Annotated in this window: 11 protein-coding genes; 2 read left to right on the forward strand and 9 right to left on the reverse strand. The window is 59.3% G+C overall.

What is annotated here, in order from left to right; translation table 11 throughout:
• Window positions 1–57 precede the first annotated feature (57 nt).
• On the reverse strand, window positions 58–1,194 hold the full coding sequence (locus PMI36_RS14900; RefSeq protein WP_008004989.1) for an acyl-CoA dehydrogenase family protein: 1,137 nt from the start codon (window positions 1,192–1,194) through the stop codon (window positions 58–60).
• Between the two features lie 244 nt (window positions 1,195–1,438).
• Here PMI36_RS14900 and PMI36_RS14895 point away from each other — a divergent pair, with 244 nt between their 5' ends.
• Window positions 1,439–2,335 (forward strand): GlxA family transcriptional regulator, encoded by an 897-nt coding sequence (locus PMI36_RS14895; RefSeq protein WP_173667540.1) that lies wholly within the window; start codon window positions 1,439–1,441, stop codon window positions 2,333–2,335.
• A 174-nt stretch (window positions 2,336–2,509) separates the two neighbouring features.
• Here the strand turns inward: PMI36_RS14895 and zapE are convergent, their stop codons facing one another.
• The 3 genes from zapE to PMI36_RS14880 all read right to left on the reverse strand — a co-directional run bounded on the left by zapE (window position 2,510) and on the right by PMI36_RS14880 (window position 5,719).
• Entirely contained in the window at window positions 2,510–3,604 is a 1,095-nt protein-coding gene (gene zapE, locus PMI36_RS14890) for a cell division protein ZapE (RefSeq protein ID WP_008072122.1), read from the reverse strand.
• Between the two features lie 90 nt (window positions 3,605–3,694).
• Window positions 3,695–5,050, reverse strand: a complete 1,356-nt coding sequence (locus tag PMI36_RS14885) for a tryptophan--tRNA ligase (RefSeq protein ID WP_008072123.1) — start codon at window positions 5,048–5,050, stop codon at window positions 3,695–3,697.
• Window positions 5,051–5,074: 24 nt separating this feature from the next.
• On the reverse strand, window positions 5,075–5,719 hold the full coding sequence (locus PMI36_RS14880; RefSeq protein WP_032830412.1) for an alpha/beta hydrolase: 645 nt from the start codon (window positions 5,717–5,719) through the stop codon (window positions 5,075–5,077).
• A 145-nt stretch (window positions 5,720–5,864) separates the two neighbouring features.
• Between PMI36_RS14880 and PMI36_RS14875 the strand changes: the two genes are divergently transcribed.
• A complete protein-coding gene (locus PMI36_RS14875; protein ID WP_007905278.1) occupies window positions 5,865–6,299 on the forward strand; it encodes a YhcB family protein in 435 nt (144 codons plus the stop codon).
• A gap of 261 nt (window positions 6,300–6,560) precedes the next feature.
• Here the strand turns inward: PMI36_RS14875 and PMI36_RS14870 are convergent, their stop codons facing one another.
• The 5 genes from PMI36_RS14870 to PMI36_RS14850 all read right to left on the reverse strand — a co-directional run bounded on the left by PMI36_RS14870 (window position 6,561) and on the right by PMI36_RS14850 (window position 14,527).
• Window positions 6,561–7,283, reverse strand: a complete 723-nt coding sequence (locus tag PMI36_RS14870; RefSeq protein ID WP_008072125.1) for an OmpA family protein — start codon at window positions 7,281–7,283, stop codon at window positions 6,561–6,563.
• 117 nt (window positions 7,284–7,400) lie between these two features.
• On the reverse strand, window positions 7,401–8,042 hold the full coding sequence (locus tag PMI36_RS14865; RefSeq protein ID WP_007905270.1) for an MBL fold metallo-hydrolase: 642 nt from the start codon (window positions 8,040–8,042) through the stop codon (window positions 7,401–7,403).
• Between the two features lie 85 nt (window positions 8,043–8,127).
• Window positions 8,128–10,866, reverse strand: coding sequence for a LuxR C-terminal-related transcriptional regulator (locus PMI36_RS14860; protein WP_008072126.1), 2,739 nt, complete (start codon window positions 10,864–10,866; stop codon window positions 8,128–8,130).
• 378 nt (window positions 10,867–11,244) lie between these two features.
• Window positions 11,245–12,609 (reverse strand): DUF1329 domain-containing protein, encoded by a 1,365-nt coding sequence (locus PMI36_RS14855; protein ID WP_008072127.1) that lies wholly within the window; start codon window positions 12,607–12,609, stop codon window positions 11,245–11,247.
• Between the two features lie 28 nt (window positions 12,610–12,637).
• Window positions 12,638–14,527 carry a DUF1302 domain-containing protein gene (locus tag PMI36_RS14850; protein WP_008072128.1) on the reverse strand — a complete coding sequence of 630 codons (1,890 nt, stop codon included), beginning with the start codon at window positions 14,525–14,527 and terminating at the stop codon, window positions 12,638–12,640.
• Window positions 14,528–14,776: the final 249 nt, after the last annotated feature.

Consider the following 14,776-nt stretch of genomic DNA (forward strand, 5'->3'; position numbering starts at 1 on the left):
CAGACCCCATGTGGGAGCGGGCTTGCTCGCGAAGGCGATCTCGAACTCACCACGCCATCAAAGCGACCGCGCAATAATCTCCTTCATGATCTCATTGGTCCCGGCATAGATCCGCTGCACCCGCGCATCCGCCCACGCCCGGGCGATCGGGTATTCCCACATGAACCCGTAACCGCCATGTAACTGCACGCACTCGTCGAGCACCTTGCATTGCAGGTCGGTGCCCCAGTACTTGGCCATTGCCGCTGTCGGCACGTCGAGTTTGCCTTGCAGATGCAGTTCCAGGCAGCGATCGACGAAAACCCGGCCGATCTGGATTTCGGTCGCCATTTCAGCGAGTTTGAAGCGGGTGTTCTGGAAGTCGGCGATGGCCTTGCCGAAAGCCTTGCGCTCACGGGTGTAATCCAGCGTCCATTGCAACGCCGCTTCAGCTGACGCCAAGCCACCTACCGCGACCGTCAGACGCTCCTGCGGCAGTTCCTGCATCAAGTAAGCGAAGCCCATCCCGGCCTGGCCCAGCAGGTTTTCTTTCGGTACCCGTACGTCCTGGAAGAATAGCTCCGAGGTGTCCTGAGCCTTCATCCCGACCTTTTCCAGACGCTTGCCCTTGGCGAAGCCGGGCGTATTGGCCTCTACCAGAAACAGACTGGTGCCCTTCGCTCCTGCCTTTGGATCGGTCTTGGCCACGACGATCACTAGGTCAGCCAGAAAGCCATTGGTGATGAAGGTCTTCGAACCGTTGATCACGTATTCGTCGCCATCCAGCACAGCGGTGGTTTTCACCCCTTGCAGGTCGGAACCGGCACCCGGCTCGGTCATGGCAATCGCGGTGACCATTTCGCCAGACACCAGCTTGGGCAGGTATTTGTGTTTCAGCGCTTCACTGCCGTAATGCAGGATATAAGGCGCCACAATGTCCGAATGAAGTGAAAAACCGATGCCGGTCAGCCCCAGGCGGCCGACCTCCTCGATCACCACCGCGCTGTAGAGAAAGTCTGCCCCCAGCCCGCCGTATTCTTCCGGCAGATGCGAACAGAGCATCCCCGCCTCCCCTGCCTTGTTCCAGAGTTGGCGGTCGATATAGCCTTGTTTTTCCCATTGCCCATGGAACGGCACGGCCTCTTTTTCGAGGAACGTTCGCACGCTGTCGCGAAAAAGTTCGTGCTCGGAACTGAACAAGGTTCTGGGGATCATGCGGCACCTGTGGTTATTGTTAGCCGGAATTGACCTTTAGAGACTAAGCCTCGTATCCGATACAGGACACTGGACACATCCGACAAAAAATAAGACGATCCAGCCGTCTGGTGACCACTTTCCCCTATAAGAATAAAGTTGAATTATGTCTAACCAAGTCTCCACGCCCTTGCGGCGCGTCAGCATCCTGGCTATCGACCGGGTTTTCGCTTCCACCCTCATGCAAGCCAAGGATTTCTTCCATCTGGCCAGCCTGCGCTATGGCAAACAACTGGGCCACGGCCTGACACCGGCGTTTGAAACCCGGCTGGTCAGCCCCGACGGCAAACCGGTGAACAGCTTCAGCGACGTGATCATGCCGGTGGACGGCGGCCTGGAAAACGCCGACGTCATCATCCTTCCCGCCTTCTGGGACGATTTCGACACCCTCTGCAAACGTTATCCACAGGTCCTGCCGTGGCTGCGTCAGCAGCATGCACGCGGCGCCGTGTTGTGTGGCGAAGCTACCGGTGTGTTCTGGCTGGCCGAAGCCGGGTTGCTCGACGGCAAGGAAGCGACGACCTACTGGCGTTTCTTCAATGCCTTTGCCGAACGCTTCCCGCAGGTCCAGCTCAATCAGGACAAACACCTGACCGACGCCGACAACCTGTATTGCGCCGGCGGCACCACCTCGGCCTGCGATCTCTACATTTACCTGATCGAGCGTTTTTGCGGCGCCAACGTGGCCCAGGCCGTGGCCCGCGACATTCTTTATGAAGTGCAGCGCAGCTATGCGCCAGGACGAATCGGTTTTGGCGGTCAGAAGCTGCACCAGGATGTGATCATCCTGCAGATCCAGCACTGGCTCGAAGAACACTTCGCCGACAAGTTTCGCTTCGAAGACGTGGCCCGCGAACACGGCATGAGCATCCGCAACTTCATGCGCCGCTTCCAGACCGCCACCGGCGACAAACCGCTGCATTACCTGCAGCGGCTGCGCATCGAAACCGCCAAGGGCTTGTTGTCCGGCAGTCGCAAGAGCATCAAGACCATCAGTTATGAGGTCGGTTACGATGACGCGAGTTTCTTTGCGCGACTGTTCCGCCAGCACACGGAGTTGTCGCCGAACCAGTATCGGCAGCAGTTTCAGCAAGCGGCTTAAGGACTGAACCCAAATCCAATGTGGGAGCGGGCTTGCTCGCGAAGGCGGTGGTTCAGTCGACATCAATGTTGAATGTCAGACCGCTTTCGCGAGCAAGCCCGCTCCCACATGGGTTCTTCGGTGCGCATAAAAAAGGGCCTGCATTGCAGACCCTTTTTTATTTTCCGAACCGTCCTACGGCTTGTGCGCCCGGGACAGGAACTCGTGTGACTGCATTTCCAGCAAGCGGCTAAGCGTGCGCTGGAACTCGAAGTTCAGGCGACCGCCGGTGTAGAGGTCTTTGAGCTCGACTTCGGCGGAAATGATCAGCTTCACGTTACGGTCGTAGAACTCGTCGACCATGTTGATAAAGCGTCGGGCGATGTCGTCGGTGGTGACGCTCATCTGTTCGACATCGCTGAGCAACACGGCGTGGAAGATTTTACCCAGTTCGATGTAATCGTTCTGGCTGCGTGGGCCGTCGCAGAGTTCGCGGAAGTCGAACCAGGCCACGTCATCGCAAGTGCGCACGGCACGGATTTCACGGTTCTCGATCACCAATACGTCGTTCTCGATGGCTGCCGTGCATTCCGGCGTCAAGGCCCGGAAGCTCTTGCGCAGGCTTTCCTGGGCGGCTTCATCCAGCGGAAAGTGGAACAGTTCCGCTTGCTCGAGGTGACGCAGACGGTAATCGACGCCGCTGTCGACGTTGACGATTTCGGTGTTCTGCTTGATCAGCGCAATGGCCGGCAGGAAACGCGCACGCTGCAGGCCGTCCTTGTACAGGCCGTCGGGCACGATGTTCGAGGTCGCGACCAGGGTCACGCCATTCTTGAACAACTCTTCCATCAACGTGCCAAGAATCATCGCGTCGGTGATGTCGGAGACGAAGAACTCATCGAAACAAATCACTCGCGACTCGTCGGAGAAGCGCTTGGCAATGATGGTCAGCGGGTTTTTCTCACCGCCCAGGGTCTTCATCTCTTCATGCACGCGCTTCATGAAGCGGTGGAAGTGAGTGCGAGTCTTTTCCTTGAACGGCAGCGCTTCGAAGAAGGTGTCGACCAGGTAAGTCTTGCCGCGACCCACGCCGCCCCAGAAGTACAGGCCCTTGACCGGCACCTGATCCTTCTTGCCAAACAGTTTGCCGAGCAGGCCCGGTTTGTTTTGCGAGGCCGCGACCAGATCGTCGTACAGGCGCTGCAAATGGCGCACGGCAGTTTCCTGGGCGGCGTCATGGAAGAATTCCGGGCGTTTCAGATCAGCTTGATATCGTTCTAGGGGCGTCATAATTCGTTAGCAAGGCAACAAAAACGGGCCGTCACTGTAGCGACGGCCCGTGGGAATGGCAATCGGCCCTTGGTCGGACCGAGCCGTTGATTATTCCTGAACCGGTGTCAGGGCAACGCGCAAAGCACCGATGGCAGCATCGCGAGCAGCGCTGTCGGCGAAGGCCGGGCTGTCGGCAACGCACTCGCCTTCCAGCCAGACGCTGAAGCTCAGGTCTTCACTGCGCACGTCCAAGGCTTGACCGGATTGCAGTTGCTTGGTCACTTGCCCTGCGGTTTTACCGTCGGAGAAGTTGCGCGACAGCAGCAGTTGCTCGCCATCGGCCGCCAGCAGACGGAAGCGGAAACTGCCATCGTCTTCACGGAAGCTGACGAAGCGCGCGGCTTTCGCGGCTTTCTTCTTGGTGGTCGCTGCGACTTGGGTCTGAGCGACGAAAGAACGCAGGCCGACCGCCTCGCGCAGTTCGTGGAGGAACGGCGTCGCCACCGAACGGGCCTTTTTGGCGCCGATCTGCAGCATGTCTTCCAGATCCGCCGGGCGTTCGATCAACTGGTGATAACGCTCGCGAGACTCGCCCAATTCGCTGTCGAGCAGCTGGAACAGACGATTCTTTGCCTCGCCCCAACCCAGGCCCTGGAGCAATTCGCTGCGGAATTCGTCGGATTGTGACGGCGTAGCGAAAGCCTGGAACAAGGTGAACAGATGCGAGTTGTCCGGATCCTTGGCTTCGCCCGGGGCACGGGAGTCGGTGACAATCCGCGAAATCGCGTCTTTCATTTCTTTGGCGCTGCTGAACAACGGAATGGTGTTGTCGTAGCTCTTCGACATCTTGCGACCGTCGAGGCCCGGCAAGGTGGCGACACTTTCCTCGATCAGCGCTTCAGGCATGGTGAAGAACTCTTTGCCCTGGCCGAACAAGTGATTGAAGCGCTGGCCGATGTCCCGGGCCATTTCCACGTGCTGGATCTGGTCACGGCCGACCGGCACCTTGTGGGCGTTGAACATCAGAATGTCCGCAGCCATCAACACCGGATAGCTGTACAAGCCCATGGTGATGCCCGCGTCCGGGTCTTCGCCGGTCTCGACGTTCTTGTCCACCGAGGCCTTGTAGGCATGGGCGCGGTTGAGCAGGCCCTTGGCGGCCACGCAGGTCAGCAGCCAGGTTAGCTCGGGGATTTCCGGGATGTCGGACTGGCGATAGAACGTCACGCGGTCCACGTCCAGACCACCGGCCAGCCAGGTCGCGGCGATTTCCAGACGCGAACGCTGGATGCGCAGCGGGTCATCGCATTTGATCAGGGCGTGGTAGTCGGCCAGGAAGTAGAACGAATCGGCATTGCTGTCACGGCTGGCGACGATCGCCGGGCGGATGGCGCCGGCGTAGTTGCCCAGGTGCGGCGTGCCGGTGGTGGTGATGCCGGTGAGGATACGGGTACGAGTCGTCATGGGTAATCGCTTGTCAGACTGCAATCAATTCGAAAGACGCGGCAGGATCAGATCCTTGAGATCGGTCAGCTTGCCATGAAAAAAGTGTCCGCATTCTGCCACTTTCAGCAGCTCATGGGGGCGATCGAGTGCGTCGGACCAGTCGTAAACGAGCTGCGGATCGATGACTTCGTCGGTTTCCGGCTGGATCAGGGTCAATGTACCTTGTTGCGGCAATTGATCCTGATCGCCCAAGCGCATGACAGCGGGCGCCACCATGAATAAATGCTTGAGTTGCTCACCCTTGGCTTCCAGGCGTCCGCCGAGACTTGCTGCAACAAATCCGCCGAAGGAGAAACCGAACAGGGTCAGGGGCAAGTCAGGATGTTTGGCCCGCAGCCATTCGGCCACCGCCTGGGCATCGTCGACTTCGCCAGTGCCCATGTCGTGCGCGCCTGCACTGGTGCCGACGCCACGGTAATTGAACCGCAAGGTAATAAAACCGGCGTCGCGCGCGGTGCGCTGCAAGGTCGAGACGACCTTGTTGAGCATGGTGCCGCCCTGCACCGGGTTCGGGTGGCAGATCAGCGCCAGACCGCGGGGTTGCTCGTTATCCGGCCCCTCGTTATTTAAGTACAGGGCTTCCAGTTGGCCGACCGGGCCATCAATCACTACAGGGGTTTCGCGCATAAGCAAGGAAGGAACTCCGTGACCTCGAATCGGGTCGACTCGTCTAGCCAATTGTCTGTGCCAATTCTATTGCGAGTGAATCGCGGTATACAGCGCAGGTTCGAGCCGTTAACGTAAAGCAAAGCCGTTTATAGAGGAAGGACTCGTGGAACACTCGCTCTTAGTTTGGTTGTTGCCGACTCTTGCCCTGGTTGTGGGTGTCGCCATTGGATTCCTGATCGCTCGCCTGGTGCCGAATGCCGCGCCTAGCAGCACGCAACGTCAGCTGGATGACATTCAGGAACGTTTTGACAGTTATCAGAACGAAGTGGTCACCCACTTCAACAGCACTGCAAACCTGGTCAAGAAACTGACTGCGAGCTATCAGGAAGTGCAGGATCATCTCGCCGAGGGCGCCAACCGTCTGGCCCTGGACGAGCAGACTCGCCAACGCTTGCTGGCTGCCTTGCACGCCGACGCGGCGCAGGCTCCACGGGAACGCCTGACGCCACCGCGCGATCAGGAACCGCCTCGCGACTACGCCCCCAAAGCCCCAAACGCGCCGGGCATGCTTGACGAGCATTACGGCCTGAAGAAGTAATCAGGTTTCGCGCGACACAAAAAGCCCTCGGACAAGCGATTGTTCGAGGGCTTTTTTGTTTCTGTTGCTGTTTTGCGTTGCCTGTCCGGGCCTCTTCGCGAGCAAGCCCGCTCCCACATTTTGAACGCATCCCCCTGAGAGAACCCGGTCGAATGTGGGAGCGGGCTTGCTCGCGAAGAGGCCCGAACTGACAAAAACAAAAACCGCCCGATCTGTAGAGGATCGGGCGGGCTTTTTACGCCTGGGGTTCAATCAGACGCTTTACGGATACTGCTGCACCTGACCCTGCTGCTGATACTCCTGGCCCGGAATCGCCTTCAGGTTGACCTCGACCCGACGGTTCTGTGCCCGGCCATTGGCATCACCATTACTGGCAATCGGGTTATCCGGCCCGGCACCACGCGCCGACAGGTTGGCGCCGCTGACACCCTGGGAGGTCAGGTAAGTCGCCACACTCTGGGCGCGACGCTGGGACAGGTCCATGTTGTGCTGACGGCTGCCGGTGCTGTCGGTGTAGCCGACGATCTCGATCTGGTTCTGGTTGAACTCCTTGAGCGAGCCCGCCAGATTGTTCAGCGGCTGGTAGAAGCCCGACGCGATATTCGCCGAATCAGTGGCGAATGTGATGTTGCCCGGCATGATCAGCTTGATCTGATCGCCTTGGCGCTGCACTTCAACCCCAGTGTTGGCCATGCTGGCCCGCAATTTTTTCTCCTGCTGGTCGGCGTAGTAACCGTAACCGGCGGCAGAAGCCCCCACCACGGCGGCGCCAATCAGCGCGCCCTTGCCACGGTTATCGTGACTGATGGCAGCACCGGCCAGTGCACCGGCCAAGGCGCCGAGGCCACCGTATTTGGCGGTTTTGCTCATGCCCGTAGAGCCGCCATCAGCCTGACCCTGGCTGTCATAAGGGTTCTGCGATGCGCAACCGGACAACAAAGCCACGGCAGTAGCGACAATAATCAAACGACGCGAGGTGAACATGGAGAGCTCCTACTTTTTTTGCATTCTGTGGTGCAGCGGACTTAAGCAATGAACCTTTGCGGGTGTTGGATCATGGCCAACGCCAAAAATTCCGTCGTGCCTTTCACAACTGCATCTTCAGGCTCGTACAAAGGGGTTACCGCGCATTTCATCGCCCAGACACGTGTCCGGACCATGACCGGTCACCACCGTCGCCTCTTCGTCGAGGGTATACAACCGTTGCTTGATCGAACGCACGAGAGTCGCCTGATCGCCTCCCCATAAATCCGTACGCCCTACCCCGCGCTTGAACAGCGTATCGCCGGCTATCAGCAGCTTAGCCTCTGAAAACCAAAAGCTCATGGAACCTGGTGTATGACCCGGCGTGTGCAACGCCACGCCACACCCGCAAGCCAACTCTTCGTCGTCGGCCAACCAGCGATCTGGCGATGGCACGGGGGTGTAAGGCACGCCGAACATCTGGCACTGCATTTCCAGGTTGTCCCAGAGGAATTGATCTTCTTTATGCAGATGCAGCGTCGCGCCGGTTTTCTCCTTCAACTGACCGGAGGCCAGGAAGTGATCCAGGTGCGCGTGGGTATGAATGATGCTGACCACCTTCAGGCCCAAGGCATCAAGGCGCGCGAGAATCAGTTCGTGATTGCCGCCCGGGTCGACGACGATGGCCTTTTTGGTGATGGGGTCGCCGATGATGGTGCAGTTGCACTGGAGGGGGCCGACGGGGAAGGTTTCGCGGATGAGAGTGGGTTGCTGGGACATCAGGGCACGCTCGGAAAACAGGAATGGCTAATTTTGGCACAGAATTGCCTTGATCCATTTACCCCATGTACATCGTAAAAATGCGTTACCCCAACACCCCCAGCTCCTTTGCCCGCGCCACCGCCTGCGTGCGCCGTTCTACCCCCAACTTACTGTTGATATGACTGGCATGGGTTTTCACCGTGTGCAGCGAAATAAACAACTGATCGCTGATTTCCTGGTTCGAACACCCTTGGGCGATCAGTCGCAGAACGGCCAGTTCACGCGTACTGAGCTGTTCGGCAGCTGGCGATGATTCCACCACCGGCCGAGAGGCCATGGCTGGAAGTTTTTCCGAGAGACTTTGCGAAACGGCCGTCGGTGCACAGAGTTGGAGTTGCCCGCGCAGCCAGTCCGAGTGCTCGGCCAGCAATGGATCAAACGGTTGCAGGACGCCTCCGGCGGCCGCTTCCAAAGCCTGGGCCAGCGCCTTGCGCGCCTCGGATTCGCGCCCGCCCGCCAGCAACAGCATGATTTTCTGACTGAGCGCCATCACGCTGAGCATCTGCCGGCCGCTGTGCTGACCGTGTTCATGCAACGCATTCAATCGCCCTTCGGCGAGCATGGGCTGGCCCTTCATCATGTCCAGCACCGCCTGTTGCAGTTCAATGTGCAGCGGCAGTTGCGGATGGAACTCCGGGGGGGCCGCCGGATGCTCGCCGTTGTAAGTCTGACCCAATCGCGTGAGCCAGGCTTCGGCGAGGTCGGTGCGGCCCTGGGCCAGCCAGAGTTCGCATTTGACCAGAGTGATCATCGCCAGGTAGTAAATCGGCGGGACATCCCAGATGTGCATCAGGCGCTCGGCCTCGGCGAGTTCGGCGAAGGCTTTTGCGAATTCGCCGTTGTGGCCATCCAGCCGTGCGATCACGCAATGGCCGATCAGCACGCTGATGTCGCGACAGGCCCGGGCTTCGCCCAACCCTGCTTGCAAACGTGCCCGCGCAGCTTGGGGTTGCAAGCGCAGAGCCAGCAAAAATCCCTCGTATAAAATCAGCCGCGCGCGCACTGCGTACAGCCGTTGCTGGGATAAGCCTTGCAGGCGTTGCAGCCCTTGGCGGACTTCATCCAGTGAGCGAAGAATCTCCCCACGCGCCTGCAGCACACGGGCGCGGTCGTAATGGGCCAGCGCCTCGAACAATGGATTGCCGACTCGTTGTGCCAGTTCAAGGGACTCACGATTCAACTCCCGGGCACGCCAGAGGTCGCTGTCGGCAATGGCCAGGTTCGACAATGTAGAGAGGCACATCAGGCGTTGCCCATAGCGTTTGGCCGGCAGGCTCTCCAGCGCTTCGGTGCAATAGCGCAACGTCAGCTCGCGATTGCCTCGGCCCCGGGCGATGATGCCGCTCAGGGCCAGCCATTGCGCCAGCATGGATTTTTGCGCAGTAGCCGACGGCGCTGGCAAGAAGTGGCTCAAATGGCTGGCCAGCTCCTCGGCGGCGTCCAGCTGGCAAGCCAGCCCCAACGCCCAGCTGTAGAGCACGATCAGCCGTGGTGTGCTGATCAGCAGGCTGTCGGGCAGGTCCATTTTCCAGCGCAGCAGCATGCCGACGTTCTGCTCGGCCAGCAGTTGTTCTTCAGAGAGGTTTTGCACCAGATTCGCCGCAACGTCCAGATGCCCGGCACGCAACGCCTGCTCCACCGCCTCATCGAGTAACCCTTGAGAGTTGAACCAGCGGCAGGCACGCAGATGCAGGCTGGCCGTCGGCACTATCGCCTGGGCGGTGGGCCGGCTGCGCAGCAGGTCGGAAAACAGGTGGTGATAGCGATACCAGTGACCGTGTTCGTCCAGCGGCACCAGAAACACCTGATGCGCCAGCAGGAAACGCAGGATCTCGGCACTGTCATGGGCTTCGCGCACGGCGTCGCACAACTCGCTGCAAAAGCGCTCTTGGGGTGCGGTCTCGTACAGGAACGACTGCACCTCGGCGGGCAGGCAATCGATCACTTCTTCGAGCAGGTAATCGCGAATCAGCCCTTCTCCACCGTACAGCGATTGGGGCAACGCGCCCTCGCTGCCCGCCTCGGAGGCCGCCAGCAACCAGAAGCGCAGCCCGGCCACCCAGCCTTCGCTGCGCTGGATCAAACTCTCCAGCGCCTCGCCACGCAATGAAATGCTGTGCCGATCAAGCAGGCTCAGGGTTTCATCGTGGGTCAGTCGAAGATCCTGTTCATGTAACTCGAGCAGTTGCCGCGACAGTCGCAGGCGTGCCAGATGCCAATCGGGACGTTGCCGACTGGTGACCATGACCAGCAGGCCATCGGGTAAATGATTGAGAAAAAATTGCAGGCAACGATCAAGCACCGGGCCCTGGGCCAGATGATAGTCATCGAGCACCAGTAACAGCGGCGTAGCGGGTGAAAGGTGCACAGCCAGTTCATCGAGCAAACCGTCCAGCCATTCTTCGAAGGCGAACGGCTGATGACGTTGGCGCATTTTCAGCAGCCCCAGCGCCTGGCGGCCCAGTTGCGGAAAATATTCCTGAAGACCTTCGAGCAGGCGCTCAAGAAAACGACCGGGATCGCTGTCCCGAAGACTCAACCCCAACCACAGGCTTTGCCAGTGACCCGGCAACCCTTGGCAAAACTCCACCGCTAATGAACTCTTGCCGAACCCCGCTGGCGCGCTGACCAGCAATAGCCTGCCACCGAGGCCGGCGCTCAGACGCTCGCACAAACGCGGCCGCAGCACATGGCCATCGGGCAGCGGAGGCCGGAAAAAGCGCCCGTCCAATGTGGCGACGGCAACGCTTGCAGGGCCCGGAAATGGAGACAGATCAGTCATGGCCGGCTCTTGTTTGAAAGGCTGATGGCGGCGTTACAGATGTCCGCAGCCTAGCGGTAAACGAAGAGCTATTGAAGGTTATTGCTACAAATGGCTACAAAAAGACTACGAACAGAAATTGCCAAGCTTTTCGACAGACCGTGTCGCCCCCTTCGCGAGCAAGCCCGCTCCCACACTGGATCTCCATTGCTCACAGATTTGTATGTCCACCGAAGATCAAATGTGGGAGCGGGCTTGCTCGCGAAAGGGCCATCACAGTCATCGACTGTTTCGCGCCCCCCCACGTTAACAAGTGCGCTCTGATACAAAATGCCGATAAAAAAACGCCCCGAACCAGTCGGGGCGTTTTTCGAGGATGCGGCCTCGGGTTACACCGTATTAGCGAACGCCTTCCTGACGCAATGCTGCCGGCGTGAAGTCTGCGGTGCTGGCAGTGAAGCCGAAGTTATATGCCGACTTCTCTTCGTTCTTCATGCCCAGGGCCAGGTAGCGGCCCGATTGCAGGTCGTACAAGGTTTCGAGGGCGTACCACGGCACTTGCTTGTCGTAGTAGTTCTCGGAGTGAGCCTCGGCGACACGCCACAGTTGTCCGCGACCGTCGTAGTGGTCGACCACCGCTGCCTGCCAGGTGTCTTCGTCGATGTAGAAGTCACGTTTGGCGTAGATGTGACGCTGACCTTCCTTCAGGGTCGCGACCACATGCCAGACCCGACGCAGTTCATAGCGAGTCAGGTCCTGATTGATGTGACCAGCCTTGATGATGTCGGCGTACTTCAGTTGTGGCGAATCGAGCTTGTAGCTGTCGGAGGCGATGTACATCTCTTTCTTGCCTTCGAGCTTCCAGTCATAGCGATCCGGCGCACCGTTGTACATGTCCAGGTTGTCGGAGGTACGCAGGCCATCGGCAGCGGTACCCGGCCCGTCATAGGACACTTGCGGCGCACGACGCACACGGCGTTGCCCGGCGTTGTAGACCCACGCCGAACGCGGTTCTTTAACCTGGTCGAGGGTTTCGTGTACCAGCAGCACACCACCGGCCAGACGCGCCGGCGCGGTCACTTTCTGTTTGAAGTAGAACAGGATGTTGCCCGGATTTTTCGGGTCGTAATCCTTCATTTTGTCGCGGAACACGAACTGGTCCTCGAAGTACACCAGGCTGAACGAGCCGTTCGGCTGCGGTGTGGCCTGGGTTATCAGACGGGTCACACTGCCGCCGCGATAACGGGTGATGTGGTTCCAGATGACCTCAACGCCACTTTTCGGAATCGGGAACGGGATCGCGGTTTCGAAGTTTTCCAGACCGTTGCCACCGGACACCAGGTTAGTGTTGGTGGCGTTCTTCTTGATCGAGGCGAACACTTCGTCCGGCACGGTGGCACCGCGATGGGACGGGTAGACCGGCATCTTGAAGGTTTCCGGGTAACGCTTGAACATCGCGTACTGGCCCGGCGCGAGCTTGTCCTTGTACTGGTCGACGTTCTGCGCGGTGATGGTGAACTGCGGTTTTTCACTCGCGAACGGATCAGACAGAAAACCCTTGCTGTCCACGCTACCGGCGTTTTTCGGCATGGGTTTCCAGGCCGGGATCGAACCGTCGGCGTTACCCGCCATCTCGGCGCCCATCGGGGTCAGGCTCTTGCCCAGCTTGTCCGCTTCGGCCGCAGGAACCGCCGCCATGACACCGGTTGCCAGCAGCGACAGCCCCAGAACGCCAACGTGGAACAGACTCTTTGTTATTTTCATAAATGTGTTCGTCCTGAAAATACAGTGCTTAGAAGTTCACGCCGAAGCTGAGCGCAACGAAGTCGCGATCATCCACGGTGGTGTACTTGCCGTCGAAGAAGTTGGTGTACGCCAGGCTCGCGGTGTAGGTGTTCTGGTATTCGGCATCGACACCCAGGCTCACCGCTTTACGACCTTCCTCGAAGTTGCCGCCAGGGCCAGGCGAGTAACCGCTCACGTCGTGGGACCAGGCCACGTTCGGCTTGAGGTTCACACCGGCGAATACGTCGTTGTATTCCCAGATCGCGCGACCGCGATAACCCCACGACATCGCCGTGGTGAAGCCCTCGTCTTCGCAATTACGGCTGCGGTTGTTGGTTGCAGTACCCGCGCCGGCACCGTTGATGGTGCTGGTGTTGAGGATCGCCGAACAGGTGTTGAGGCCGCCGGTAGCCGGCAGTTCACCAGGACCGTAGACCGGGTCACGGCCGTAACGGATTTCGGAGCTGCTTTCCAGGCCGCCAACATGGGTCACGCCCACTTCGCCCACCAGGGTCAGACGGCTGGCGCCCATGACCTGATCGAAGAAGTGCGTCAGAGTGGTCTGGAACTGGGTGATTTCTTTGCGGCGATAGCCGTGCAAATCCTGACCCGGTACACCGGGGAGCAGCGAAGCGTTGGCCAAGGCACCGCCCAATGGGCGTACGCCGGCAAACAGGATGTCGGTGGAGTTGAGCTGCACTGGCGCGTTCGGACGGTAGCTGATCTCACCGCTCCACGCCGTACCGGTAGGCAGCGTGGTGGAGAAGCTCAAGCCGTAGAGACGGATGTCTTCCGGGTACTCGACGAAGTACTCGGAATTACCGGCGACCACCAGCGGCCCCAGCGCACGGAACGCCGCCGGCAAAGCTGCCACGCCGTTGTAGATCGATTGCGGAGCACCTGTGGCGCTGAAGATCGGCGCCCGGCTGTGGTAGTTCATGAAGTACGCGCCGAACTCGGTGTCGAGCGGATCGAACATGTACTTCAAGGACGCGCCCCACTGGCCGCTGTCCCGCGCATCGCGGTCAGGACCACGACGCACCAGTACACCTTCTTCGTTGACGTCGACGCCCGCGTTGGCCAATGGGCCCAATGCGATGGCCGGAATGGTCGAGCGCTTGTTCAGCACGCGCAGGTTATTGTCGCAACCGTCGGCAATGATGTCCGGCTGGGAGAAAAAGGTACCGCAGTTATCGACAACCGTCTGGTCCCATTCCAGCTGATAGAACGCTTCGGCCGACAGGTTGTCGGTCAGGCTCTGGGACACATAGAACATGTTGACCGGGATCAGGCCTTCCTTGACCTCGGCGCCAGGACGACGGAACGCGGACACGTCAATCGGGTTGATCGAGTTGATGCCGCCGCCGATGAAAGTACTTTCCCCCCAGCTCACGACCTGCTTGCCCAGACGCACGGAACCCGGCTGATCGGCGATGGCGTAGTTGTGGTAGACGAAGGCGTCGAGGATCTGGCCACCGGAGGACTTGGCGCCCTCTTTGCGGTTGCTGTCGCTGATGTCTTTGAACTCGCGGCTTTCATCCTTGAGCTCGAAGTCGTACCAGTATTTGCCCCGGACGAAGACACCGGTGTCGCCGTATTTCAATTCAAGGTCATGGATGCCCTTGAAGATCTTCGAGAAGGTTTCGCCGCTCTTGAAGTTGTTGTGACCGTCATCAGACGTCTGGGACAGGCCGTGGCCCCCGTTATTGACGCCGATAAGGTTCTTGTTCGGGCTCTGAGTAGACCAACTGGCCCCGATCGACAGGGATGAGTCGAATTGACCCTCGATCTCACCGACGTTGAAACTGACGCCGAATGCAGGCCCGGCGAGCGAAGAGGCAAGACTGACCGCCAGGGGCAGTTTCGCCCGGCGCCAGAACTGGTTTACTGATGTCATCGACGCTACTCCATGTGCATTATTGTTATGGCTGAGTACTTTTAAAAACGTTGTGGGTGACCGGAAGCCAAGTGGTTCCGACGTCACGCCAAAGTTGCATCGCCCCGTTTTGTGCGCGCTCCGTTCTTAAAAATTCCTTGAGCGGACTATAGCCAGCAGGTAGTAGTGCTTGATCCCTCTAAAGTGTGATTTGCAGCTGCCGGCCACTCTGGAACAGTCCTTTCGCCAGTCCGACACATGTCGGCACGG

Origin of the sequence: Pseudomonas sp. GM79, assembly GCF_000282495.1 — a bacterium.
In the GTDB taxonomy this organism is placed as follows: Bacteria; Pseudomonadota; Gammaproteobacteria; order Pseudomonadales; family Pseudomonadaceae; genus Aquipseudomonas.